The sequence below is a fragment of the Thalassospira tepidiphila MCCC 1A03514 genome (genome assembly GCF_001662875.1).
Taxonomy (GTDB): Bacteria; Pseudomonadota; Alphaproteobacteria; order Rhodospirillales; family Thalassospiraceae; genus Thalassospira; species Thalassospira tepidiphila.
In genome coordinates, this window is record NZ_JPVZ01000012.1 from 63,430 (window position 1) to 89,095 (window position 25,666).

Sequence of the window (25,666 nt, forward strand, 5' to 3'; positions counted from 1 at the left end):
CCACTTAGTTAAACATCGCGTCGATGTCGGCCTGCGTTACGCCTTTTCCTTCAAGCTGCGGACCGTTCAGCAAAGCCTCTTCGCCTTCCGGTTCTTTTTTCTTCCGCGGGTTGGCGGCAGCATATTTGGCGATTTCATCACCAAATGCCGTCACAAGCCCTTCAACCCGTTCTTCGATGGATTTCAGGGCCTTGATCACCTTGGTGGTGCGCTGGCCGGTGATATCCTGGAAGTTGCAGGCTTCGTAGACGCGCATCGTTGCACTGGTCACGATTTCGGCCTGTTCTGGCGGCAGAGTGCTTGCGAATTCTTCAAGCGTGTCCATGGCATCAAGGATTTCGTGTGTTGCCCCGGCGGTCGCATCGACGATGGCATCAAGCTCGTCGGTTGCGTTGGGGATATACTCGGCCTTGATGTCGTCCGGACGAAGCGAGGCGATTTCCGATTTCATCTTGCGAATGATGCCGGAAAGCTCATCGAGCTCGCCAAACAAACGTTTCTGATCATCGGTCGGTTTATCGCCCATAAAGCGCGACAACTGATCCATCAGATCGGACAATTGTTCGACCTTCAGGTCATCACCGTCAAGGCGAGCCTGAAGATCATTCAACAACTGACGTAGTTCGTCTTTGGTCGCCTTAGACATAGCGGTATCGCGGGACACCTGCCCCGCGCTCCTGATCAGAAATCACCAATGACAGTCTTCATCTTGCCTTTCAACGTCTCTGCGTTGAACGGCTTGACGATATAGTTGGAGACGCCTGCCTTTTTCGCCATGACCACGTTCTCGGTCTTGGCTTCAGCGGTGATCATGATGAAGGGCATATCCTTCAGTTTTGCGTCTGCGCGGACTTCCTTCAAAAGCTGAAGACCGGTCATCGGCTCCATGTTCCAGTCGGAAATCACGAGGCTGAACGGAGCCTCACGCAGTTTGCGAAGCGCCATGCTACCATCGGTCGCTTCTTCAATATTCGTAAAGTTGAGCTGCCGCAGAAGGTTACGGATGATACGCAACATGGTTTTGTAATCATCCACAATCAGGATCGGCATATTCGGATCGACGGCCATTCACAACTCCATCAGCTATCTGATCTCCCACCCTTGCCTACCATACTTCCGCATAGTAACAAGGCCCCTAATAATCGTGATGTACCTATTTAATATTGGTTAATCAAGATGTTTAACCCACGATTAAATTCGCCACCACGTTGTCTTCGCTCAAAAATTCTCCCCCAACGGCCACTCTTTCCCATTCGGGCCGTGCGGTCAATCCTTTGCAGCATTCCGCTATTGAAGCGGTAACATGTTGATATCCTGCTTGTAGGCCAGCTCGGACGTCAGCGCACGCGCACGGTCCGGCGTCATTTCTGACAGAACCGCTGCCGTGTTGGCTTCGCGCATGCCCAGTGCGACCTGCAAAAGAATATCCATATCAAGATCGTTCCAGATGCGAGCCGCATCTTTCGGCTTCATTTTTTCATAAACGCTGATCAGCTTTTTGATGCGATCATCTTCCTGCGCTTCCTTCGTTTCGACCAGACCTTCGATGGCCGATTTAAGGGATTTCATTTCCTCGATCTTGGCATTGATGCGCGCTTCGGCGGCGGCAATAAGGCTTTCACGTTCGTCAAGGCGCTGCTCCTTGCGGTCCAGCTCGACACGGCGGACCGACAGGTTCTGCAACAGGTCAATTTCTTCCTGGGTGAAAAGGGTCGGGTCACCGCCCAGCATCGGCGGCACGTCGGGGTTACCCGTGACACCGTCAATCGGCTCACCTTCCATGGTAAGCCCTTCCGGGTTATCCAGACCCGGATCGCCATTTTCCGGCGTCGCGGCCTGTTCGGCAGCAGGATCGGGTGCCGGTGCCTGCGCCTGGGCCATCTGCACCACGCTGACACCTTTATTCTCTGCCGTTTCCGGCTTGGCGGAGTCATACGAAAACAGGTTGACCACCCGCATCGAAAGCACCATCACGCCAACCAGAACGACCAACGGCAGAATACGCACACCTGACATTCACACACCCAAGCATGTCGGCACAAAGTGCCCATGCTCCTTCCCGATTGATTTCTGTCCGTTCCAGCGGAACGGGATCCTACCCATTAGATATATAGAAAACTCGTAATCTCAAGACCGACAACAACGCAAATTCGTTGTTTGAAACTTCCTATCGAACCGACCGCAAGGCCGCCAGCAATTCACGTTCTGCCTCGGAACGTCCCGCATCTTCATCCTGATCATAGGGATCGGATACATCCGCCCGACTGCCATATGATCCCCCCGAACGCGCGGGCTCTTCACGGTCATAACCATCATCGACCGGACCATTTCCGCCACGCTCGATCTCGCCGACCATTCTGGCGGCAAGTTCTTCAGCACGGGTTTCAACACCGACGCGATCACGGTCGTCAATGACATCATTGCGGTCTTTGGCAGCCTTCATCCGACCAAGACCGGCATTACCGGCCCCGGCCGATTTTCCACCATCACCGCCAGCAGCGATGCCATCGGCCGCATTTCCAGCGGTACGGCGCACGGAATTAACGTCGCGCGCAGCCTTTTCCAGACGGTTGGCGATGCTTTCACCGCGATCGACCATAAAGCTCAGGTCTTCGTTCAGCGCACTGGCCTTTTCAATATCCTCACGCAGCCGTTCACCAGACTGCTCCGCCATTTCCTTAAGAGCGGTGATCGACGTTTCTGCACGCTCATTGGCGGCATTGAACGCGGTCAGGAAGTTCTGCATGTCTTCGCGGCTACGCCGAAAAGCTGCCAGCTTGCGGTTCAGAATAATCGCATAGACAATCGTAGCCCCCAACAGCACGATCATCACAAGATCCAGATAGAACGCGAAGTCCATCAGCTAGTCTTCCTCGTTTATGCGCGCACGATCACGAACCTGAATGGCAATCCTGTCACCCTTGCGCCCCATCAACCCCTTGAACAACGGCACATCCCCGCAGCGGACCTCGACAGGCGAGGTCGGACCAGTATTAAGAACCAGTCTGTTCCCAACTTCAAGGTTGAGGACATCGCCAAGGGCCATGATCTGTTCATCGAGAACAGCCAATAGATTAACATGGGTCTGCCACAGCTCATTTGCGAGGTGGTTTTCCCAAATGGAGTCACGACCGAACTTTTCCCCCATGAACATCTGAAGCAGAAGTTCACGAACCGGTTCCAGCGTCGCATAAGGGATCAGAAGTTCAAGTCGACCACCACGGTCTTCCATGTCGATGCGAAGCTTCGCCACGATGGCGGCGTTGGCATGACGGGCAATGGTGGCAAAACGCGGGTTGGTTTCAAGGCGTTCAAAGCGGAACGTCACCGGGCTTAGCGGGTCAAACGCAGCTGAAAGATCACCAAGAACCACGTGGATCATACGTTCCACAAGGTTACGTTCAATCGTGGTGTAGGGACGACCTTCAATACGCATGGCCGCCGTACCGCGACGACCACCCAACAAAACGTCCACGATGGAATAAATCAGCGCTGAATCGACTGTCAGCAGCCCGTAGTTATCCCACTCCTCTGCCTTGAAAACACCAAGCATGGCCGGCAACGGGATCGAGTTCAGGTAATCACCGAAACGCAGCGACAGGATGTTATCAAGCGAGACTTCGACGTTATCGGATGTGAAGTTACGCAAGGATGTCGACATCATACGCACAAGGCGGTCAAACACGACTTCAAGCATCGGAAGTCGTTCATAGGCCACCATCGACGAGTTGATGATCGCCTGAATACCCGACTGATCGCCTGCACCCGAACCGTCATCAAAGCCGAGAAGACTGTCAATTTCGTCCTGGTTCAGAACGCGCGCAGATGTACCGCCGCCCATGGCTTCGGCCATATCGTCGCCGCCACCATCATCGTCGCCGTCATCATCGCCGAGCATGGATTCCCATTCGGCGGCCATGTCCTCGCCGCCGTCGTCTCCACCCTCGTCATCGCCGCCTGCCATGGCTTCCCATTCAGCGGCGAGAGCATCATCATCTTCGTCTTCATCAGCCATCAGCGATTGCTTCCTGAATTTGGCACTCGGGCTGCTACAAGATTATTGTACCAGCATTTCCTTGAACAAAACGTCGTTTATTTTCGCAGGCTTGGCTGCGGCACTCACCCGGATCAAAAGTTCTTCGCGCAATCTGAACATCCCTTCGGAGCCGGAAAGATCCTCTGGACGCAGTTCGCGAAGATAGACCTGAAAGTTGTCAACAATGCGCGGCATCATCTGTTCGACCTGCGGCAGCATGCCCTGATCGGCGACTTCCAGGCTGACACGAATTTTAAGGTAACTCTGCTTTCCGCCACCCGTATTCAGATTGACCAGAATTTCCGGCAAGTCGACAAAGCCGACATTTTCCGGAACGCCCGGGTCATTTTCAATCGAATCTTCTGTGATGACTTCCTCGGTCTGCTCGCCACCGCCACCGGTCAGCATGTCTATCACCGGCTGAAGCATACCGGTGAAATACGCCGCCGCAGCACCGCCCAGCAAAAGCAGCACAAGCAGAATGACCACGACCAGCATCTTCTTGCTTCGGCCACCGCCACCCTCGTCCATTTCGATTTCGTCGACGTCGTCACCCATCGCTTCGCAAATTCCTGCGTTTGAAGTTCTATCTTCCTGATCCAGCAAACACTGTGCCGGATTAAAAGCCATAACGCTATCACGTTAAAAATATGTTGCGTTTCGGTCTATTGGTGATTTGTCACAGCGGCAAATATTCCCATCTCAGCGCCATATGTTCAGCCCGGGCACGCAAAGCAATAGCCTGTCGTGGCCATCCCGGAATAAATTGCCGGATCGGCCCATCCGGCTTGTGGCGCAATTGTCAGATGGTCCTTTACCACCCTGCAAACCGGACATGTTTTGCCGACCTCCCCGCCCCCCCCCGGCAATCCTTTGCCCATAAAGGCAGTCGTCAACGGCACTTTCAGTCAAACTGCCGAAAAAAACGACCGGCAACAAATGCCGAACTTAAAATTTATTATTTTAAATCAATTACTTAGTAAAACTGGCACGCAGATCGCATTCCTGATGGTCAAGTTACAGTCCTGAAAGGGAAATTCGACCATGGAAAACGTTTCATACATTGCACTGTCTCGTCAGAAGACGCTGCGCAGCATGATGAACAACCTGTCGCAGAACATGGCAAACATGAACACGACCGGTTACAAAGAGCAGCGCATGATGTTCACTGACTGGATCGCAAAGAACAAGGACGCGCCGTTCCGTGGCGAACGCGAAATCTCGCTGGTTCAGGATATCTCGCAATACAGAAATACCACTGTCGGCAACATTGAACATACAGATCGTCCGCTTGATGTGGCGCTTAGCCAGCCGGACATGTTCTTTGCCGTCGAAACGCCAACCGGTGTCCAGTATACCCGTTCGGGCAACTTTTCCCTCGATCCGGGCGGCCAGCTGATCACCAATGACGGTTTTCCCGTGCTGAGTGATGCCGGTCAGCCTCTGTTCTTTAACGAGGCAGATGGCCAGATCGAGATCAAGGGTGACGGATCCATCTCGACCGATATCGGCCAGATCGGCAAACTTCAGGTCGTTACTGTCGATAACGTGCAAGAAATGATCGTCACCGGGAACACCCTTTATCGTGCGCCGGAAGATGAAAACAACGCAGATGCCGTCGAGCTTGTCGAAAATCCCGGCATTGTTCAGGGCGCGCTGGAAAAATCCAACGTCAATCCGATCAGCGCCATGACGCAAATGATTGACGTTCTTCGCACGTATCAATCGGTCAGCCGTTCTCTTGAAAGCGAGAACGAGCGTATGCGCAACATGATCAACAAACTCGGGGATGTCCGCGCCTGAACCGGCAGTGGCACCCGATAGATAACATCGAATTATAGCGCAAAATCTGCGCAATCGAAGGAGAAGACAGATGCGGTCACTTGATATCGGCGCTTTGGGCATGCAGGCTCAGTCCACCAACGTGGATGTGACCTCGCACAACATCGCCAACATGACCACCACCGGCTACAAGCGCCAGCGTGCAGAATTCCAGGATCTGCTGTATCAGGATTTGCGCCGTGCAGGTTCGCCGTCCTCCGACACCGGCACGATCGTGCCAACCGGTGTTCAGGTTGGCCTTGGTGTGAAGACCGCCGCAATCGGCCGCTACATGGGTCAGGGTTCGCTGACCATGACCGAGAACGAGCTTGACATTGCCATTCAGGGCCGCGGGTATCTTCAGATCGACCTGCCCAGCGGGGAAACGGCTTATAGCCGTGATGGTACGCTTAAACTTGATGCCAACGGTGCGCTTGTGACCAAGGACGGCTTTGCGGTTCAGCCGGGCATCACGGTTCCGGCCAATGCGCGCTCGGTAACCATCAACTCCAACGGTGAAGTTTTTGCCGAGATCGATGGCCAGGTTGCCCCGCAGAATCTTGGCCAGCTTCAGCTGGCGACCTTTATCAACCCGCCGGGCCTTAATGCCCTTGGCGACAACCTCTTCCTTGAAACCGAAGCATCCGGTCAGGCCAATGTCGGCGCCCCGGGGGATGTCGGCTATGGCACGGTTCAACAGGGATATCTTGAATCCTCGAACGTCAACGTGGTTCAGGAAATCACCAACCTGATCAAGGCGCAGCGCGCTTATGAAATGAACTCCAAATCGATCTCGACCACGGACGAGATGATGAGCGCCGTCAGCAACCTGCGATAATTTCCAGTTCTGAAAGCATTTCGTTTGCGCAAGTCGCGGTCACATGATCTGCGAACTTGCGCAAACTGTATTTACGCGATTTATACCGTTCCGTGGTACAGTAGGCGGATGAAGATAAAGAACATAATCCTCGCGCTCGCACTGTTGTCCGCAATTGCATCTCTGCCCCCTTTGACAGAGAGCGCTTTGGCGCAATCATCGCAAGGCAGCAACCTTCGCAACAATCAGCCGAGCAGTTCTTCTGTCTTTCTCAAACCCGATGCCCTGGTCGAAGGTCAGTATGTGACCTTGGGTGATCTGTTTTCCGGGCTAGATCCCCAACAGCAAGATATTGCCGTTGCCCATGCACCACAGCCGGGCAAACAAACCGTTCTTGATTATCGCTGGCTATACGGAATTGCCCAGCGCCACAATGTCGAATGGCGTCCGCGCACAACAGCCGATCAGGTCCTGATCACACGCGCCAGCCAAGTGATTACCATGGATGAGATCCGTGAAGCGGTCGAAATTTCCCTAGTTGACTATGGTATTCAGCGTCCCTTCACGGTCGATCTCTCGAGTGACAATTTCCAAATTCATCTGCCCGTTGACGCCCGAAACAGTGTTGATGTCAGTGCCATCGAGGTCAATTCACGCACCCAGCGCTTTGTTGCCAGCGTGACAACCGGCGCCCAGACGGCCCAACAACGGACATATCGGATCAGTGGCAAATATTACCCGCTAACAAGCGTTCCGGTGTTGGTCGAGCCAGTATCGCGCGGCTCTGTCATCCGTGCCGATCAGGTCGAATACCGCGATTTCCGTTCCGAACGCGTTCCAAACGGGGCCATTCGCGACATCAATGATGTGATTGGCAAGGAAGTCATGCGGCCCAGCAATCCCAATGAACCCTTGATGTTCCGGGATTTGAGCAACCCCATTCTGGTCCGTCGCGGATCGCTTGTGATTATTCGCCTGGTCACCGCCAACATGTCCCTGACCGCACGCGGCAAGGCAATGGAAGACGGATCACTTGGTGATGTCATTCGCGTGGTCAACCAATCGAGCAACAAGACCATTCAGGTCGAAGTCGTTGCCGAGAACGAAGTTCGCGCCCTTCCCGCTTTGTCTCAGTAATCCACGCAGCAAAACGCCACACAACCCGGCAAGCTTTTCCTCTTATATCAGCCGATAATTGGCACGGTACTTGCGTCAAGAAATGCAGGAACCTAGGAGGAATTCATGCCTACTAAAATCACCCAGATATCATGGCGGCGCATTGCGCTTGTCAGTTCGCTCATCGGGGCCACAGCATTGCTGTCAGGCTGCAACGCGATGAAACGGCTTTCCGAAGTTGGCGAACCGCCGAAACTGTCGTCCATTGATAACCCGACACAGTCAGAGGCCTATCGCCCGGTAAGTTTGCCGATGCCGGCCCCGCAGGTTGCTGAACGCAACCCGAACTCACTATGGCGTGCCGGCGCACGGTCCTTCTTCAAGGATCAACGCGCAAACCAGGTTGGCGACATCCTGACCGTGGTTGTTGAAATGGAAGACCGCGCGGCCCTTGCCAACACGACAGTGCGCTCGCGCACCAATTCCGAGGATCTCGCCGTTCCGAACCTGTTCGGGCTTGAGGCAGAAATGACCAAGGTGCTGCCCGAAACCATCGATCCGACCTCGATGCTGGATTTCGACAGCAACACCTCAAACCGGGGTGCTGGAACTCTTGATCGTAACGAAGCCATTGATTTGCGCGTTGCGGCCATCGTTATTCAGGTTCTGCCGAACGGCAACTATGTCATTCATGGCCGTCAGGAAATTCGTGTGAACAGTGAAATTCGCGAAGTTCAGATTGCCGGTGTTATTCGAGCCGCTGACATCAGCTCCGCAAACGAAGTCAATTACGACAAGATTGCCGAAGCCCGTATCTCATACGGTGGTCGCGGGACGATTTCCGATGTTCAGCAGCCACGCTATGGCAGTGAAGTTCTCGACATCATTCTGCCGTTCTAAGATTTGAAAAGTCTTGTGGCTCAATCCCGTTTCCCGGGTTCCGGTTGATCACATGGCGAAGCGTTCAAAGGTCACCTTCGGGTGGCCTTTTTCGCGTCAGAGCGACACAAAAACGAAAAGCCCGGCCAGAAGGCCGGGCTTTTGTGATTTTGGTTATCCCTAACCAGTAATCTCCCACCATGTCATGTCGTTGCATGACGGGGATCGGCCAAACCAAATCCCAAGTATTTTTTCCACCCGGCGCGATCAATCGTCGCGACGTGTGCGCTCCATCCGTTCGTGGCGTTCCTGGGCTTCGATGCTCAGGGTCGCAATCGGACGAGCTTCAAGTCTTTTCAAGCTGATCGGCTCGTCGGTTTCTTCGCAGTAACCATAAGATCCGTCTTCAATTCGACGCAATGCAGCATCAATTTTTGAAATAAGCTTGCGCGCCCTGTCACGAGTACGAAGTTCAAGTGCCCGGTCAGTCTCCGCCGACGCGCGGTCGGTAAGATCCGGTTCCTGAAGTCCGCCATCTTGCAGGTTCGCTAATGTTTCTGAAGATTCATGCAGAAGTTCTGCCCGCCAAGTCAAAAGTTTCTGGCGGAAATATTCCCGCTGACGCGGGTTCATGAACTCTTCGTCCTCAGCAGGACGATAGTCAGGTGGTAAAGTGATAGTCATGTATGCCCTCTATACAGGACTCATCGATCGCGCGGCAATATAGAGGCCACGCGCCAACGGTGCAAGCCGATTGAACAAATAAATGCCAATCACCCCTCAAAGGCGCAGAATTCTGCGATATTTCTATGGAAAATACCTTTGATTAAACAATCAGATCAGGCCGGAAACTTCAAGTTTCGCCAGCTCAACCCGGGCGCGAAGATCAATCTCATCGAGAACAGAAGATAGTTCTGGATCATCAATCATTTCGCGCTGCTGGTCGAGCAAACCGACCAGTTGCTGCAGGCGTGCGGGAGATAATTGGCCACTTAGCAAGCCGTCTCGCACAGCTTCAAGCTGCTCGAGCATGCTTTTTGCGCGCAACATCGCGGCCTTTTTAGGCGAATCCAGTGCATCCCCGCTTTGCTGGAGCGCAAGCAAGGCATCAAGGGCACTAACAGCACCCGCACTTCGAACACCAGCGGCACCGCCAGCATCCCCGGAAGAGTCGAGCGAACGCATGGCGTCAGCAAAACCACTTCCGCCAGATGTGCCGGACGATTTCTTGCGCGAGGTTGCCCCCGCACCAGCAGCCTTGGAACCGCTAACTTTCATGATCCGTGTCCGCTCAGTTGTTGTCGATCTGTTCAATGAACATATGCAGTGCATGGTCGGATGCATTCATTCAGCCCAAGCAGCCAGAGAAAGGGCAAACACCAAACTTGCAGAAATGAGTCTCCCTCAATCGCGCCAGACGCGCAACGGGAAAAAAATGCCGGGTTGGTACATCCGCCGCGACGAGACAGAGGCAAAATCACCTTAAACGCGTCGTTTTCAGAGCATTTTGGCGTTACAAAGGTCGCCATCGGCAGAAAGCCTCAGTTGGCATGGTTTTCGCAAATAGCTTTGCAAACGCGGTTTACCCGATCAATCGCCTCATTTGCCGGATGCGCTGCATCCCATGTAAAAGCGGAATTAAGAGTATGATCACAGGTCTTGGCAAAATAGCACGCAATGCACTCGCAATGCTCACGCTGGGAATGCTTGCCCTGACGCAGCTTACCCCTGCACATGCACAATCACGCATCAAGGATATCGCCGATTTCGAAGGCGTACGTGACAACATGCTGGTGGGTTATGGCCTTGTGGTTGGCTTGAATGGTACTGGCGATGATCTGGGCGATGCAGAATTTACCCGTCAAAGCATGGTTGCGATGCTTGAACGCCTTGGCATCAACGTCCGTGATCAGATCGAGGACCTTGAGTCTGATAACATCGCGGCCGTGATGGCCACCGCAACCCTGCCGCCGTTTTCGCGTCAAGGGTCGCGCATTGATGTCAATATCAGCGCGATTGGCACCGCCGAAAGCCTCCAGGGCGGCACGCTGCTTGTGACCCCGATGGTCGGTGCTGACGGCGAAGTTTATGCCGTTGCCCAGGGTAATCTCGCGGTTGGCGGCTTTTCCGCCGGTGGCAATGCTGAAACCATCGTCAAAGGCGTTCCGACCTCGGCACGTATTGCCAATGGCGGCATCGTTGAACGCGAAATCGACTTTAACCTGAATTCCATGCAGGACATGTCAGTTGTCCTGCGCAACCCGGACTTCACCACTGCACGCCGTGTCTCCGAAGCAATTAATGCCTATCTGGGCGAAGTTGCAGCACGCGCCAGCGACCCGGGCACTGTGCGGCTGAACATTCCGGAACGCTATAACCAGAATATTGTCGCCCTTTTGACCGATATCGAACAGCTTCGTGTTGAACCCGATCAGATCGCGCGTGTGGTGATTGACGAAAACACCGGCACCATCGTGATGGGCGAAAACGTCCGGATCAACCGTGTCGCGATTGCGCAGGGCAACCTGACAATCCGTGTGACCGAAACGCCGCAGGTTTCCCAACCCTCGCCCTTCTCCCAGACCGGCACAACCGAGGTTGTCGACCGCACCAATATCGAGGTCGATGAAGGCGAAGACAATCAGTTGGGCATCATGAATGGCGGTGTCAGCCTTCAGGAACTGGTCAATGGCCTCAACAGCCTTGGCGTTGGTCCGCGCGACATGATCACCATCCTTCAAGCCATCAAGACGTCTGGCGCGCTTCAGGCTGAAATCGAGGTGATGTGATGATGACCGACAGCACCGCCGCACTGATGGCGCAGGCACAGGCCAGCGCACAATACGGCAAGCAAAATAATATCGCGGCCCGCATGGATACACTCACAGACGGGCACATCAAGACCGAAGCACAGGCACGCAAGGCTGGCGAGGAATTTGAATCGATGTTCCTTGGGCAGATGCTCAGCCACATGTTTGCCGGCATTGAAACCAACGAAATGTTTGGCGGCGGGCATGGCGAGACGATGATGCGTTCCATGCTTGTTGATGAATACGCCAAAGAAATGTCCCGCGCAGGTGGCATCGGAATTGCAGATGCCGTTACACGCGAAATCCTCAAAGTCCAGGAGGGATGAAAATGACCACCCAAGAGCTGGTTACCGAACTTAAAAGCGTCACCTATGACCTTATGTCCCTGCTGGAACGTGAATCCAGTGAACTGCGCAGCCTGACATCTGCCGAATATGAGCAATTCCTGTCGGAAAAATCTGCCCTGGCAATGCAGTACGAGCAGCTGGTTGTAAAACTGCGCAGCTGTGGTGACGAACTCCGCGCCATGTCCGAAGAGGACCGTGAAGAACTGCGCGAGCTTCAGGCCGAGTTCCAGCAAGCTGCACGGCGCAATATGAACACGTTACAGGCGGCCAAGGCCACCAACGAACGCGTGGTTCAGGCCATCGTCCGTGCGGTCAATGATAAATCCAAAGAAGAATGCACGACCTATACCCGCTCTGCCACCACCAGCAAGGCGTCGCTCGGCGGTTATGGTCGCACGATCAATAAGTCCGGTGGCGCCTACAGCGTCAACGAAACGCTCTAAGGGTAAAGGCAAAGATCATGTCACTTACTCAGGCACTCAATACTGCGATCTCTGGCCTTAACACGGCGCAAGCCCGTATTGCGATCACGTCTTCGAACATTTCGAACGTGAACACCGAGGGCTATTCCAGAAAGATCGCCGGTCAGGAGACCCTGTCACTTGACGGTGTCGGTGCCGGCTCCCAGGTCGCTGACATTTATCGTAACGTCAACGAGGGCCTGGTACGTGAAATGCGCGGCGAACTGGGCAAAGCCGGTCGCGAAGAAGCCCGTTATGAGTTTTTCATGCGCGTTCAGACCCTGTTTGGTACCACCCAGTCTGATGCTGCGATCAGCCAGCGCATCAACGATCTGGCCGACGCGTTTGAACAGCTTGGCGTCACCCCGGACCAGAATTCCCCGCGCGTCGAAGCCATCGAAAGCGCTATTCAGGTCATGGAATCGTTTGAGCGGCTCTCAAGCCAACTTCAGGATCTGCGCGATGACATTGATGACCAGATCACCGATGAAGTGAATAGTGCCAACACCCTGTTGACGCAGATTTCCGAGCTCAATACCGGCATCATTCGCCTGAACAACCTTGATCAGCCAACGACAGAGCTTGAAGATCAGCGCGATCAGAAGCTTAATGAGCTGTCAAAAATCATCGATATCACGACCTTCAGCCGCAGTGATGGTTCGATCGTCGTGTATTCCGCGGCTGGTGCAAACACACTTCTTGATCGTACCCCCAACAAACTCTCCTTTACACAGACTGCCGGTTTCGAACCGGGTACGGGTGGCTCGGGTGTTTCGCTTGATGGAGAAGACATTACGGATACGCTGCGCACAGGGACCCTGAAGGGTCTGTTCGAGATGCGCGATTCCGAAATTCCGGCGTTGAATGACCAGATCAACGAACTGGCCACTCAACTGCGCGATGCCATCAATGAAGAACATAACAAAGGCACTTCGTTCCCGCCGCCAGCAAACCTTTCGGGCACACGCACGGTTGATGGCAGCGATCCGTTAACAGCGACCGGTGCATTTCGCGTTGCCGCACTCGATCAAAATGGTGACCTTGTTGCCACTGACAGCTGGGCTGACATTGCCCTGCCAACAACACCGGCAACGGTTCAGGGCATCGTTGATGCGATCAATGCCTCGGATGCTGGATCGTATCTGACGGCATCACTGGTGGACAATCGGCTGGTTATCGAAGGCCAGGATGGTAACCGCGTTGCCATTAACGAACTAGACAGTGAGATCACGCTGAGCGATGGTCGTGAGCAGGGCATGTCGCACTATTTTGGTTTGAACGACTTTGTCACGACCACCAAAAGATCCGATGTCATGACCTCTGCCGCGCAACAAAGTTCGACCAGTGCGCTGGGTGTGACGGCAAGTTCATTTACAATCAGTGCAGGCACGGGTGCGCTTGCCGGAGCGGGTATTACAGTCAACTACACTGCAACAGACTCGCTTGAAGATATCCGCGACAACATCCGCACAGCACTTCAGGGTGCAGGCTTCACCGCCGCTGCGGCCGAAGAAGCTGCGTTCATTGTCGAAGATGGTAACCGTTACCGTCTGGTCATTGAATATAATGCCAACCTGACGATCGATGACTCGGGTACGTTGTCCTCAAAGATCGGCTTCACCGAAGATCGTCCGTCCCTGTCTGGCAACATGGATGTCGCCGCGGCAATCAAGAATGATCCCTCGCGGATTGTGCGCGGACAGATGAATGCGGACACTTACAATACCTCGACCGCAATCATCGATCCGGACGCGGCCATTCCTAACTTGGGCCCGCTTGTACCGCCGCCGGTCAACTATACACTGACTGTCAGTGGCAATTTTACAGATGTTGATATCGATTATGATACCAACACTTCGCTACAAGACATCGCTGATGCCATCAACAACAGTGCGACGCTGACGGACAACAATATCACTGCTGAGGTCAAATTCGACAGCCAGTTGGGTGGTTATAAACTCCATGTCATAGATGCGGATGGCGATCCGTTCTATTTCAGCGACGATGGCCTGCCCAACGCAGATGCACTCACGACCGTTCTGGGGCTTGGCATCACTTTCGGCGTTCATGAAGGCGACAACAGTGCCGCAAACTCGATCAGTAATGCCTTTGAACGCACCGATATCCAATTCGGCGCGACCGATGGTCTGTCGGGCGAACGCACATCGCTAACCGATTATGCAGCAGGGATCGTGGCAACCGCAGCGACAAAAGCCAGCATTGCCGAAAGTTCCTATGATTTTCAGGACAATCTGGTGGTTGACCTTAGCACCCGCATTCAGAACGAAGCCGGCGTCAACCTTGATGAAGAGATGTCGGATCTGGTGATTTTTCAGCGTGCCTACACCGCCTCTGCCCAAGTGATTACCACGGTTGAGGAAATGTTTGATGCACTGCTCAATGCAGTTTAAACTGCATGATTATGAAATGAGGCTGTCATGGTAACTCGTGTCGCGACATATACAAACCACACATTGCTCTCGGACTTGGCACTCCGCAATGCTGCGCGTGTAACAGACCTTCAGAATCAGGCGTCCAGCGGGTACAAATCGCGCAATTACGCAGGTATCGCCGACAGCACACAACGCCTGCTCAATCTTGAGACCGAATATAGCCGCACGGAACAGTACCTGCGCAATACAACGCAAGGTAAATTGCGTCTGCAAAGTATGGAAACCGCCGTTGACAGCATGCTGACCATCGCGACCGAAATGAAGAGCTTGCTGATCCAGGCAAGCTCTGCTCAACAGGCTGATGACGTCAATATCCGTAACGAAGCAGACCAGGCACTGCAACAGATTGCCAACTTGCTCAATACCAACCTTGACGGACGCTTCCTTTTTGCCGGTGGACGTTCCGAAGAACCGGCAGTGGATATCGAGAAAATCGGAGCGCCTGATAACTACATCAGCAAACTTAATACGTCAGTGACAAGCGGCGCACTTCTTTCCTCACTTGGCGTAACAACTAACGGCACGCTCCAGATCGTCAGCACAGATGTCGATGGCAACAGCTCGACCTCTACCGTCAACTACAACGCCGCCACCGACGATATCGATGACATCTTGGATGCCATCAATAACGTCACAACCAACCGCGCCATTGCGTCGCTGCGGGGGTTGGGCGGTGAAGGCACAACGCTTTTGAATATTGAAAATGTCGGAAACGGCTCAATCACTATTACCGAAACGGGTGGCGGTGATTTTCTCTCAAAACTTGGTATGGAGAAAATGGGCAATCCGCGCCCGGATGCCGATTATTACATGGGCGATCACCAGATCATGGATCTGCGGGTCGACGACAAGTATGACGTCTCCTATGGCATTCTGGGTGACAACCCGGCATTCCAGAAATTGATCCAGGGCCTTGGCATTGCCGCAAGCACTGAAAACCAGGATGCGCTGACTGTCGCACTCGGCTTTATCAACGATGCAATCAACGAACTTCCAAACGTTCAGGGGCAAATCGGTCTCGATATTGCCAATGTCGAACGGTTCGAAGAACGCCATCAGGATTTCAAAGTTTTTGCCGCCCAGGCCATCACCGACATCGAAACTGTTGACGTTCCCCTGACCCTTGCGGAAGTCAGTCAGTATACGACGGCCCTTCAGGCCAGCTTTATTTCCATCTCACGCGCCGCAGATTTATCTTTGGCTAACTATTTGCGTTGATTGTGATATAAATCGTATTGCGTCTTTAACTGTTTTGTCCGCATGATACCAAGGGTAGCATGCGCGGCATAACCTTTCGACCGTCGGAGAATTGCGGGAATGGAAACCGAAAACGTCGCCGAGAATGAAACACCTGAATCCGTTGTCGTGGAAACACGCTTCGGCGACATCGAGTTCAGTTGGGACAAAGGCATCTATATGCCGGTCGGTCTCCTTGGCTTTCCTGAACACCATGTTTTCGGACTGGCTAACATCCCCAACACATCACTTGATCAGTTCAAGCTTTATCAAAGCCTGACGGATGCAAGCCTGTCCTTTATCGTCGCACCGTACAATATGGAAAGCGGTGTTTACGCAGACAAAGACCTGATGACTGCGCAGAAAAGTCTCGCGATCGAAAGTGCTGACATGGCCATTCTGATGGTTGTCACCATCCGGAGCGCGCCAAGTGGTCAGGGCATTACGATGTCGACCAATCTGCGTGCGCCCATTCTTGTCGACACTGCGCGCCAGGTCGCCTGGCAGCATATTTTGCCCAATGAAAAATACTCTGTGCAGCATGACCTGTAATTTTTGCCTAGCATATTGGCACGCGCATTGCTTTGATGTCCCCCAAGGCAATGTCGCCGAAAGATTGAATGGCCTGAGCCATTCTATCTTATCCGTGTAGGAGGAATAAAATGGCTCTTAATATTATTTCCAACTATGCAGCGAACGTAGCCCATCGAAACCTGACTGCTTCGGACACGATGGCGACGCGCTCGCTTGCAAAACTTTCCTCGGGTACCCGTGTTGTTTCTGCACGTGACGATGCCGCTTCCATGGCCATCGGTGCACGTCTGAACGCAACAACCGAATCCCTCAAGACCGCAACGGTTAACGTCAACCAGGCCAACTCGATGCTCCAGATCGCCGATGGCGGCATGGCAACCATCGATAACATCCTGGTCCGGATGAAGACACTCGCCGTTCAGGCATCCTCGGGCAACCTGTCCGACACCGAACGCGGATTCCTGAATGACGAATTCGTTCAGCTGCGTGAAGAAATCGACCGCATTGCTTCATCGACCAACTTCAACGGCATTCAGCTGTTGGGTGACGGTGGCGACGTCGCGATCAACTTCGACGATCTCGCAACCGGTGGCAGTGGCGCGGCCCTGACCCCGGTCAACGGCTTCGACAACTTTGCCATCACCGATAACAACTACTGGGCGACCGATACCGATAGCGACATCACCGATAACAACTTTGAAGTTGATATCGATTACGCCGCCGGTGGTCAGGTCATCATGACGGTGAACGCCACTGTTGACGGCGACAACCGTTCGCAGTCAATCGACGTAACGGACTATGCTTCGGGCGGCACCACCGCAATTGGGGCTGGTGAAAATGCGACCCTGAACTTCGATGAACTAGGTCTGAGCTTCACGGTGAACACCAACTTCTCGGCATCTGTATCGTCGATTGCCGCAGACAACACTGGTGCGTCGAACTTTGGCTCTGACACCACCTTCAATGGCGTTGCCGGTAACGACTCTTCGGCGAACGTGATCAACATGGCTGCTGACAACGGTCAAGCTCTTCAGCAGACTGTTGACTTCCAAGTCGGGGCAGGAAATACCGCAAATGATCGAATGTCGATTGAATTTTCGTCAGTAGACTCCGATACCTTGGGTGCCGGTGCCCTTGGCACAGAAGTTTCTATCGCTGACCTTGGGGCAAACGCGATTGATACGGCTGCCGGTGCACAGGAGGCTGTAGAAGTTGTAGGTCGCGCAATTGACGACCTGCAGCGTGCCCGTGCCAATATCGGCACCTATCAAAACCGCTTGGACTTCGCCGGACAAAACTTGGCGACCACGCAGGAAAACACAGAGTCTGCACGCTCGACCCTGCTTGATCTTGATGTTGCAGCCGAAATGACTGCCTTCACATCCAAGCAGATCCTGGTTCAGTCGGGTGTCGCAATGTTGGCACAGGCAAACCAGATGCCGCAAAACTTGCTGCGTCTGTTACAGTAACCTAACTCTCGTCCCCCGGCACTGATCGCCGGCAATCGTCTTTTTCAAGTTTCATCCTGCTGTTACAGGATGGCGGCTTTAAGGAGCTGAAAAATGGAAGTCGTAAAAAACTATAGTGCGTCGAGTGGCTCTGGGGGCATCCCCCATGCTGCTGCGAGCGTACCGGAAGTCGCACCAGCCAAAGCCAGTGCGGTTTCTTCACCGGTGGCAAAACCGGAAAACAAACCTTCTGCAGTTCCGCAGAAAATGCAGGATGCACTTGCAAGTATGGATCTGCCCGACCTTGCCGATGGCACGGCACGGGTTGAGCTGAACTTCAACCAGGACACCGGCCGCGTCGTGGCAAAAGTTACCGACCGCACCAGCGGTGAAGTCCTGCGCGAACTGCCGTCCAAGGAACTACAGCAACTGTTCTCGCAAATGCGCGAGTATCTCGGCAGCTTTGTCGACGAAGAAATTTAACACAGCGAGTGGGCGCACATAGGCACGGTTCTTGCAGCTCGGTTTGACAAAACATACCGCTAGCAGGCAAAATCAGCCGGGAGCACCCAAGGAGCTACAACAATGAGCAGTCTGAATTTAAATAATATCTATGTTGGCGATAACGGTCGCGTCCAGTTGTCTGGCGGCTCCTCCAACATCGATTTCGTCGACACTGTCGACAAGATGATTGCTGCCCGTCGTATTCCTGCTGACAATCTTGAAAAACGGATTGAAGCAAACGACGAGAAAATTGCTGCGCTGAAAGAGCTGCAGACGCTTGTTGGTACCCTTAAGGACTCCATGGCGAACCTCTATGGTGCGACCAGCTTTGACAACTCGCGAAATATCTTTGAAGCCAAACAGATTTTTGCTTCGTCGGATGGCACTGAAGCCGGCTCGTTGATGGGTGTTGTCGCCTCAAACGCCGCCGAGACCGGAAGCTACAAGTTCGAAATCAACCAGGTCGCAAGCAGACACAAGCTTTCGAGTAATACCCAGACTGTCGCGGCAAGCGCTGACGTCACAGGGCTCACGGGCACGGGAACATTTACGATAACCGGTGGCTCTGGCAGTTCGTCTGTCACCGTCGCAGCGGGTGATACGCTTCAGGACATCCGTGACAAGATCAACAACGTCAAGGATACGACCGGCATTCAGGCTTCGGTCGTTAAAGTGTCCGAAACCGAAAGTACACTGATCCTGACGTCGGTCGAGGAAGGCGAAGCCAATCGCATGTCGTTCAGTGACGACACCGGCAGTGTTTTGCAAAACCTCGGTGTTCTGACAGACGCGACGACAATCAATGCTGCTAACGTTATTGATGATGGTAACAATGCCAGCATTACGCTTGACGGCATCACTGTTACGCGCGGATCTAACGAATTCTCTGATCTTATTGATGGCCTGAGCATCAGCCTCTATGACGCTGAACCGGGCACCGAGATCACGATTGAAATTGAACAGGACCTTAATCAGGCGAAAACGGCAATCCTCAATTTTGTCGAAGCCTATAATGCTGTTCAGACATTCATCAATGAAAAGACTTTCGTTGATCCGACCACTGGCGAGTCCTCGGAAGATGCGGTGTTGCTCGGCAATACGTCTGTTAAAGGTATTGAATCTGCCCTGCAACAGATTGCGGGCTCCTTTGCGAACGGTGTAACCGATAGGCCCGACAAGGACGATTATTCGGTCCTGGCAGAAATTGGTCTGGATTTCGTTGCCTACGGCGCGAACGAAGACCCGATGCTCAGCAAAACCATCGATCTTGACGAGGCAGCCCTGAACGAGGCGTTGCTCAACGAACCGCAAGAAGTGATGGAACTGTTCCTGTTCCGCGGGAAGTCTGACAATTCTGATGTCACCATGACCGGTTTTGATGGCAAAACCAATGCTGCAACCTATGAGTTCAACATTGATGCATCCGGCGGTACGATCAACAGCGTCACCTACGATATCACCGTAAATGGCGTGACAACGACCGGCAAGAACGCCGTTGTATCGGGCAACAGCATCCGCACGGCCGATGGTTTGCGCCTGTTTTACGGTGGGGATGCAAATGCATCCGATACAGCGACTGTAACCACCAGCATCGGGATCGGTGCGCAATTCTACTTCGAACTGGATTCTATTCTGGACGAAGAAGACGGTAGTTTGACCCAGGCCATCTCCGATCTGGAAGTCCAGACCACTTCTTACGAAGAAAAAGTTGACCGTATTGACGAACGTCTTACTCGGCAGCGAGAAGTCCTTATGGATCAGTTCATTGCAATGGAATCGGCCCTTGCACGCATGAAGAACATTCAGAGTTCTCTCGACGAATTGATGGCCGCCGGAAAAGATAGTGGTTAACTTTTGTCTGCCATACATGCACACTGAACTCACGCTTAGCATACCAAGGAGTGTCGCATGAACGAACACGCCGCCCATACATACAAGCAACAACAGGTCAATACAGCCACACCGGCAAAGATGGTGTTCATGCTGTTTGAAAAGACCTTGTCGCGCTTGCAGGAGGCGCAACACGCGATTGAGCGGAATGACATTCAGGGCCGTTGCAATGCGAACTGCAGTGCACAGGAACTGATTGCCCATCTTTCGAACACTTTGGATATGGAACAGGGGGGCGAAATCGCCGCAAATCTGGAACGGCTCTATACCCACTGCATGCTCCGTCTGATGGATGTGGATCGGAAAAATGATCCCAACGCCGCAGCAGAAGTGATCAAGCTTCTGACACCACTTCGGGATTCATGGGCCGAGCTTTCTGAGAAAAGCGAAGGTGAACTGCGTCAGGCAGTTTTGACCGCGCAACAAGCACGCCCTGCGCTTACGAACGAAACGGCAACTGCAAGCGAAGAAACAGAACCACAGGCACCGGCGAAAACCGGCCTGTCAATTTCTGCCTGATCCCAAACACCAGGTATCTCGCACCGGATTAAAGACCTCCGAAAATTTCGGAGGTCTTTTTTGTTTTTGGCCTGCTTTTGACCGGGCCGCTAAATCACAGGTTCATTTTTGCCCGGCATCGGCCAAACCCCGCGGAAGGCAAAATCTGCCCTTTCTGCCAAGGCACAGCTAACCTGCTGAAACTATGTAGAAAACGTTAACAATCAAAACTGGCCCGCCACTTGCACATGTTCTGACACTGCTTCCATAAGGACCAAGGTCATGAACAGCTCTGCGATTACAAACAGCGTGATGCCAACTGTCTCCATTCCCGGCACAAACCCTAGCGAACGCAAGGGATCGGGCTTTGGGGATGTCATGGCATCAATCACAGACAACTGGTCTGAGCAAAGTCATCAGGTCAAATACGACGCGGCAAAATCTGCCCAGAAGAATTTCGATGATCGGCGCTCAGATATGGATGCCGAAAGATCCGCACGCGACGAACGCAGCATCAATGAGGCGCGTTCCGAAGATCGCCGCGAAGAAGACCCTGTCCGCGCATCACATGATGACTACGAAGATCATGATGATCATGCCAAAATCGATGACCCAAAATCCGATGAACCGCGCGACGTGGAAGCCAACTCGGAAGATGATCGCGCTGGCGAGGACATGAAAACTGCCGATGGTGGTGATCGTTCAAACGATAACGAAGCTGCACCCCAGGACGTGGAAAACACTGCTTCCGCAACCGACGAAACCACATCAGCAGAATCAGATGATACCAAGTCAGACGGCGACAGCCCCCTGACGGCCGACGCTCGCGTGGTCGACCCCAACCAGCCGACACAAGCCGTTCCGCTTCCCGGATCCCCCGAAGCCATTGAACTGGCCAAGGCAGAAGCCGCCAAAATGAAGGCTGCTGGTGCTAATGGTGCAGCAAATGCTCAGAATGCAGCCCTGGCAAATGGTCAGGCAGCAACCGGTGCCGCCAATGGTAACGCCACTGCGGATAGCACGACAGACGGCTTGATGAATTCAACTGCCCTGTCGCAGCCTGCTGCAGCGTCCTCTGCCAAGATGGCTCTGAATGGTGCGGATGCGGGGACTGGTGATGAAATGTCCTCTGACAAATTCCTTTCGCGGGTTGTCGATTCAATGACCGGTGACGGCAAAGGTAGAACCGATGCCACCGGCACCACGAACGCAGCAACCACCGGCCAGACCAATAACAGCACCCAGCAGGCTTCCGCAGCCAACCCGGCACAAACTGCCCAGGCAGCGCAGCAGGCAATGGCAGCAGCAGCCGGACCGAACGCACAAAACAACCCGACCGCCGCGCAGAATGTGTCAACCAACAGTGCGGTTACCGCAACTGGCGGCACTGAGGCCACAGCAACAGCCAACGGCCAACCGGGAAGCACCAACACCCTGCATCAGACCAACACGGGTGGTCAGACCGCGCACACCGCACGTCAGGCCCCGTCGCAACAGGTTCAGCAGCAAGTCGCTGTTTCGATCCGCAATGCAGCCAGCGAAGGCGTTGACAAGATTTCTGTTCAGCTTCGACCGGAACATCTTGGACGCGTCGATGTCAAAATGGAAATCGGTCAGGATGGCCGAATTCAGGGTGTCATTCAGGCTGACACACGCGAAACACTCGACATGTTGCGTCAGGACTCACGAGCCTTGCAGCAAGCGCTGAAAGACGCCGGTCTGAATGCAGACAGTCAAAGCTTCACCTTCGAACACAGGAATGAAGGTGGCCAGAGTCAGGAAGGCAACGGCCAATCCCGCATGACCGCCGATCAGGGCAGCAGCCCGGATGAAGGTGACGTCATGAGTGGAACCGAACTCGCCGAACATGTCGCCATTGGCTACGGGATTAATCCCAACGGCCTTGTCGATATCCGGATATAGAAAAGGTAGAGGGCACATCCTATGACCGTTTCATCCCTGACAAACGTTGGCCTCTCTCAGACCAACACCAATGCCGGTTCAAGCAGCTCTGCCAGTCAGCTAGCGCAAAACTTCGATACGTTTCTGACCCTGCTGACCACGCAGCTCAAGAATCAGGATCCGACCTCGCCGATGGAAAGTGACAAATTCACCGACCAGTTGAGCCAGTTCGCCCAGGTTGAGCAAGGCATTCAGAGTAACAAGAACCTCGAAGACCTGCTCGCAATGCAGGGGCAGCAGCGTCAGCTCTCTGCGCTGTCTTATGTCGGTGCGCAGATCGAGGCAGTTGGTGACACCAACTGGCGCGACGAAGGCGAAGAGCTCACCTACAAATACAATGTCGCGCCGGAAGTTCCCCGTATGAAACTGCAAATTCAGGATCAGAGCGGCAAAACGATCTACTCCGAAGAACTCACCGATGTTTCTGGCCTCCAGACCTTTACCTGGGATGGCAAAAACAACAACGGTGTTGAACAGGACGCAGGTGCCTACACGCTGGTTGTTCAACCGATCGCCGCAAACGGTGACACCTTCAAGGATGACAAGGGCAGACCCGCCTCTGTCGCGATTGGGATCATCGGTACTGTCGACAGTGTCGATATCGACGATACAGACATCTATCTCCGTCTTGGCGATGTCTCTGTGCCGTTCTCGACGCTCACCAACGTCAAGTTGGGCGCGAACAGCACCGATACTGGCACTGACAATACCGATAATACTGATAATACCGGGGATAACTCCGGATCTGAACAGCAGGAAGAAGCCGCCTAGGGCATTCATCCGGATTTGATCAACACCCTGTGAAACAGGAGAAGAAAAATGAGCCTTTTTGGTGCAATGATTTCCGGTGTTTCCGGCCTGAATGCCCAGTCTCAGAACCTGGGCGTCATCTCGGACAACATCTCGAACCTAAACACGATCGGTTACAAGGGAACCATCGGTCGTTTCTCGACCCTTGTAACTGAATCTGCCACAGATACCCGCTACACGCCTGGTGGCGTTCGGTTCCATCCGACCGCACTGATTAGCAAGCAGGGTCTTTTGCAGGCCACCTCGTCAACCACGGCAGCAGCCATTTCTGGCGATGGCTTCTTCATCGTTCGCGGTACTGCATCGCCGGGTACCAATGACGAACTGTTCTTCACTCGTGCTGGCGACTTCAAGCCGGATGATGACGGCTATCTGCGCAACACCGCAGGCTACTATGTTCAGGGTTGGGCGACTGACCGTGAAGGTGGCCTTCTTGATGCGAACGGTAACGCAACTACTTCAAACAGTTCGGCTGTCACCGATCTTCAGGTCCTTGATATCAACTCGATCCTGACGGCAGCTGCATCGACCACCAACATCGAATTCGGTGCCAACCTGAACTCGGACGAAACGGCTGTTACCGGTGGCACGGCAACCTCGACCACCACGGGCCTCGATTATGATACGACCGATCTGACGACGCTTGCCGGCATCAACAACGGCGACCAGTTCAGCATCACACACAACGGCACAACGACGACCATCACCATCAATACGGGTGATACGCTCGAAGATCTGGCAACTGCCATCAGTGCGGTGACTGGTATCAATGCCAGCACCACCACAACTGGCACGAACGACACATTGACACTCACAGCTGCTTTTGCAGATCAAGGAGTGACCTTTGCCAACGTCACCGGCACACCATTTAGTGCAACGGGCATTACGGTTCCTGGTGTTCCAGGCACCCTCGCGCCGACCTATACCGCAGGTAACCTTGCAACCGGAACAGTTGCCGAAGACAACTCGATGCCGGTTACCATCTACGACTCCCTTGGTTCGGCACACACTGTGAACCTTCAAGTTGTCAAACTGGGTCAGAACCGTTGGGGCTTCGAACTTATCGGTAACACCACCTCCGGTGAACTTGATACCACTGACCATCCGAACGGTTTGATCCAGGCTGGCACGATCACATTCGACGGTTCTGGTAACCTTCAGAGCTTTACGGGTGTTCAGGCGACCATCGGTGCCACAACCGTCGGTGTAAACGGCAGTCTGGTCGACACTGATATCTCGGCTGAATGGACCAATGGTTCCGACACCAGCGAATTCACCCTTGATTTCGGTACCATCGGCCTTGGCAACGGCATTACCCAGTTCGCCGCCGGTTCGGATGCGAACGGTAACCTTGTCGAATACACCACCCACTTCATCAACCAGAACGGTGCGCAGGCGGGGACCATGGTGAACTATGCCTTCACCGAGGAAGGCTTCCTGCAGGTGGAATTCGCAAACGGTGTGAAACGCCCGGTCTATAAGCTGGCAATCGCAACGTTCGAGGCCCCTGATGAAATGGAAAACCACACTGGTAACGTTTATCGCCAGACACGTGAGTCGGGTGATTACCTGCTGCGTGAACCAGGTCTGAACGGTGCCGGTAACGTTGTGGCATCGGCACTGGAAGGGTCCAACGTCGATCTTGGTGAGGAATTCACCAACATGATCGTTACCCAGCGCGCCTACTCCGCGAACACCAAGACGATCACCACGACCGATGAAATGCTCGACGAGCTGATCCGTATCAAACGGTAATTGACATCTGTTTCAGGGCGTTAGCCCGCCCTGAAACATATTGCACCAATAGAGACTCGCCCGGCACAATTGCCGGGCTTCTTTTTGCCCGATTGACTCACTACATTAAGGACAGAACAATTCGGTCATTAAATATCCAAGCGATTCAAATCACTGATAAATTTGAATCCGATGACTGGGCAAAAATTGCCGGTTGTTAACCTGTTCTTCAGCATGGAGAACTATTCGTTGTTAATGCTGGTCGTATTCCGCACGGATCGATCCGCATGGGGACAGTGGTAAATTTTCG

At 53.6% G+C, this 25,666-nt stretch carries 26 protein-coding genes; 18 read left to right on the plus strand and 8 right to left on the minus strand.

Translation table 11 applies throughout. The annotated features are described in order from the left end of the window. Window positions 1–4: 4 nt before the first annotated feature. The 6 genes from TH4_RS18815 to TH4_RS18840 all read right to left on the minus strand — a co-directional run bounded on the left by TH4_RS18815 (window position 5) and on the right by TH4_RS18840 (window position 4,594). Window positions 5–646 carry a protein phosphatase CheZ gene (locus TH4_RS18815; protein WP_063087517.1) on the minus strand — a complete coding sequence of 214 codons (642 nt, stop codon included), beginning with the start codon at window positions 644–646 and terminating at the stop codon, window positions 5–7. Between the two features lie 35 nt (window positions 647–681). Next, window positions 682–1,068, minus strand: a complete 387-nt coding sequence (locus TH4_RS18820) for a response regulator (protein WP_008890394.1) — start codon at window positions 1,066–1,068, stop codon at window positions 682–684. Between the two features lie 219 nt (window positions 1,069–1,287). Beyond that, window positions 1,288–2,016: a MotE family protein gene (locus TH4_RS18825; RefSeq protein ID WP_064782348.1), complete on the minus strand. Its 729-nt coding sequence runs from the start codon at window positions 2,014–2,016 to the stop codon at window positions 1,288–1,290. Window positions 2,017–2,167: 151 nt separating this feature from the next. Further along, a complete protein-coding gene (locus TH4_RS18830) occupies window positions 2,168–2,860 on the minus strand; it encodes a DUF6468 domain-containing protein (RefSeq protein ID WP_008890396.1) in 693 nt (230 codons plus the stop codon). Between the two features lie 3 nt (window positions 2,861–2,863). Then, on the minus strand, window positions 2,864–4,015 hold the full coding sequence (fliM, locus tag TH4_RS18835) for a flagellar motor switch protein FliM (RefSeq protein WP_063087511.1): 1,152 nt from the start codon (window positions 4,013–4,015) through the stop codon (window positions 2,864–2,866). Window positions 4,016–4,057: 42 nt separating this feature from the next. Continuing rightward, window positions 4,058–4,594: a flagellar basal body-associated FliL family protein gene (locus TH4_RS18840; protein ID WP_008890398.1), complete on the minus strand. Its 537-nt coding sequence runs from the start codon at window positions 4,592–4,594 to the stop codon at window positions 4,058–4,060. Window positions 4,595–5,080: 486 nt separating this feature from the next. Between TH4_RS18840 and TH4_RS18845 the strand changes: the two genes are divergently transcribed. From TH4_RS18845 to flgH, 4 genes are all read left to right on the plus strand, one after another. After that, window positions 5,081–5,839, plus strand: coding sequence for a flagellar hook-basal body complex protein (locus TH4_RS18845; RefSeq protein ID WP_008890399.1), 759 nt, complete (start codon window positions 5,081–5,083; stop codon window positions 5,837–5,839). Window positions 5,840–5,909: 70 nt separating this feature from the next. Continuing rightward, entirely contained in the window at window positions 5,910–6,695 is a 786-nt protein-coding gene (flgG, locus tag TH4_RS18850) for a flagellar basal-body rod protein FlgG (protein WP_008890400.1), read from the plus strand. A 186-nt stretch (window positions 6,696–6,881) separates the two neighbouring features. Beyond that, window positions 6,882–7,811 carry a flagellar basal body P-ring formation chaperone FlgA gene (gene flgA / locus TH4_RS18855; RefSeq protein WP_008890401.1) on the plus strand — a complete coding sequence of 310 codons (930 nt, stop codon included), beginning with the start codon at window positions 6,882–6,884 and terminating at the stop codon, window positions 7,809–7,811. 105 nt (window positions 7,812–7,916) lie between these two features. After that, on the plus strand, window positions 7,917–8,690 hold the full coding sequence (gene flgH, locus TH4_RS18860; RefSeq protein ID WP_063087507.1) for a flagellar basal body L-ring protein FlgH: 774 nt from the start codon (window positions 7,917–7,919) through the stop codon (window positions 8,688–8,690). 246 nt (window positions 8,691–8,936) lie between these two features. On the opposite strand, the gene dksA is transcribed toward flgH, so the two are convergent. Together dksA and TH4_RS18870 are read right to left on the minus strand one after the other, a co-directional pair. Beyond that, window positions 8,937–9,353, minus strand: coding sequence for an RNA polymerase-binding protein DksA (gene dksA / locus TH4_RS18865; RefSeq protein ID WP_008890403.1), 417 nt, complete (start codon window positions 9,351–9,353; stop codon window positions 8,937–8,939). A 150-nt stretch (window positions 9,354–9,503) separates the two neighbouring features. Then, window positions 9,504–9,947 (minus strand): flagellar assembly protein FliX, encoded by a 444-nt coding sequence (locus tag TH4_RS18870; protein WP_008890404.1) that lies wholly within the window; start codon window positions 9,945–9,947, stop codon window positions 9,504–9,506. Here TH4_RS18870 and TH4_RS20730 point away from each other — a divergent pair. The 14 genes from TH4_RS20730 to TH4_RS18935 all read left to right on the plus strand — a co-directional run bounded on the left by TH4_RS20730 (window position 9,946) and on the right by TH4_RS18935 (window position 25,377). Next, window positions 9,946–10,155 carry a hypothetical protein gene (locus TH4_RS20730; protein WP_157097807.1) on the plus strand — a complete coding sequence of 70 codons (210 nt, stop codon included), beginning with the start codon at window positions 9,946–9,948 and terminating at the stop codon, window positions 10,153–10,155. The two genes, TH4_RS18870 and TH4_RS20730, sit on opposite strands and share 2 nt — an antisense overlap. A gap of 160 nt (window positions 10,156–10,315) precedes the next feature. Continuing rightward, complete coding sequence (locus TH4_RS18875) at window positions 10,316–11,458, plus strand: flagellar basal body P-ring protein FlgI (protein WP_008890406.1); 1,143 nt, start codon at window positions 10,316–10,318, stop codon at window positions 11,456–11,458. 2 nt (window positions 11,459–11,460) lie between these two features. Then, window positions 11,461–11,805, plus strand: a complete 345-nt coding sequence (locus tag TH4_RS18880) for a rod-binding protein (RefSeq protein ID WP_245228008.1) — start codon at window positions 11,461–11,463, stop codon at window positions 11,803–11,805. Window positions 11,806–11,807: 2 nt separating this feature from the next. Then, on the plus strand, window positions 11,808–12,269 hold the full coding sequence (locus TH4_RS18885) for a hypothetical protein (protein WP_157097808.1): 462 nt from the start codon (window positions 11,808–11,810) through the stop codon (window positions 12,267–12,269). 17 nt (window positions 12,270–12,286) lie between these two features. Beyond that, window positions 12,287–14,698, plus strand: a complete 2,412-nt coding sequence (gene flgK / locus TH4_RS18890) for a flagellar hook-associated protein FlgK (protein ID WP_083997194.1) — start codon at window positions 12,287–12,289, stop codon at window positions 14,696–14,698. A gap of 27 nt (window positions 14,699–14,725) precedes the next feature. After that, on the plus strand, window positions 14,726–15,958 hold the full coding sequence (locus TH4_RS18895; RefSeq protein ID WP_083997195.1) for a flagellin N-terminal helical domain-containing protein: 1,233 nt from the start codon (window positions 14,726–14,728) through the stop codon (window positions 15,956–15,958). A gap of 99 nt (window positions 15,959–16,057) precedes the next feature. Beyond that, a complete protein-coding gene (gene fliW / locus TH4_RS18900) occupies window positions 16,058–16,528 on the plus strand; it encodes a flagellar assembly protein FliW (protein WP_008890411.1) in 471 nt (156 codons plus the stop codon). A gap of 110 nt (window positions 16,529–16,638) precedes the next feature. Further along, window positions 16,639–17,979: a flagellin N-terminal helical domain-containing protein gene (locus tag TH4_RS18905; protein WP_083997196.1), complete on the plus strand. Its 1,341-nt coding sequence runs from the start codon at window positions 16,639–16,641 to the stop codon at window positions 17,977–17,979. 93 nt (window positions 17,980–18,072) lie between these two features. Beyond that, on the plus strand, window positions 18,073–18,441 hold the full coding sequence (locus TH4_RS18910; RefSeq protein WP_064782355.1) for a flagellar protein FlaG: 369 nt from the start codon (window positions 18,073–18,075) through the stop codon (window positions 18,439–18,441). Between the two features lie 102 nt (window positions 18,442–18,543). Next, a complete protein-coding gene (gene fliD / locus TH4_RS18915) occupies window positions 18,544–20,313 on the plus strand; it encodes a flagellar filament capping protein FliD (protein WP_064782356.1) in 1,770 nt (589 codons plus the stop codon). 57 nt (window positions 20,314–20,370) lie between these two features. Further along, a complete protein-coding gene (fliS, locus tag TH4_RS18920) occupies window positions 20,371–20,871 on the plus strand; it encodes a flagellar export chaperone FliS (protein ID WP_008891644.1) in 501 nt (166 codons plus the stop codon). 261 nt (window positions 20,872–21,132) lie between these two features. Then, the gene (locus TH4_RS18925) at window positions 21,133–22,773 is read left to right on the plus strand and encodes a flagellar hook-length control protein FliK (RefSeq protein WP_157097809.1); all 1,641 of its coding nucleotides are present in this window, start codon (window positions 21,133–21,135) and stop codon (window positions 22,771–22,773) included. Between the two features lie 21 nt (window positions 22,774–22,794). Beyond that, window positions 22,795–23,583, plus strand: a complete 789-nt coding sequence (locus TH4_RS18930; protein ID WP_064782358.1) for a flagellar hook capping FlgD N-terminal domain-containing protein — start codon at window positions 22,795–22,797, stop codon at window positions 23,581–23,583. A 48-nt stretch (window positions 23,584–23,631) separates the two neighbouring features. Continuing rightward, window positions 23,632–25,377 carry a flagellar hook protein FlgE gene (locus TH4_RS18935; RefSeq protein ID WP_064782359.1) on the plus strand — a complete coding sequence of 582 codons (1,746 nt, stop codon included), beginning with the start codon at window positions 23,632–23,634 and terminating at the stop codon, window positions 25,375–25,377. The last annotated feature ends 289 nt before the right edge of the window (window positions 25,378–25,666 follow it).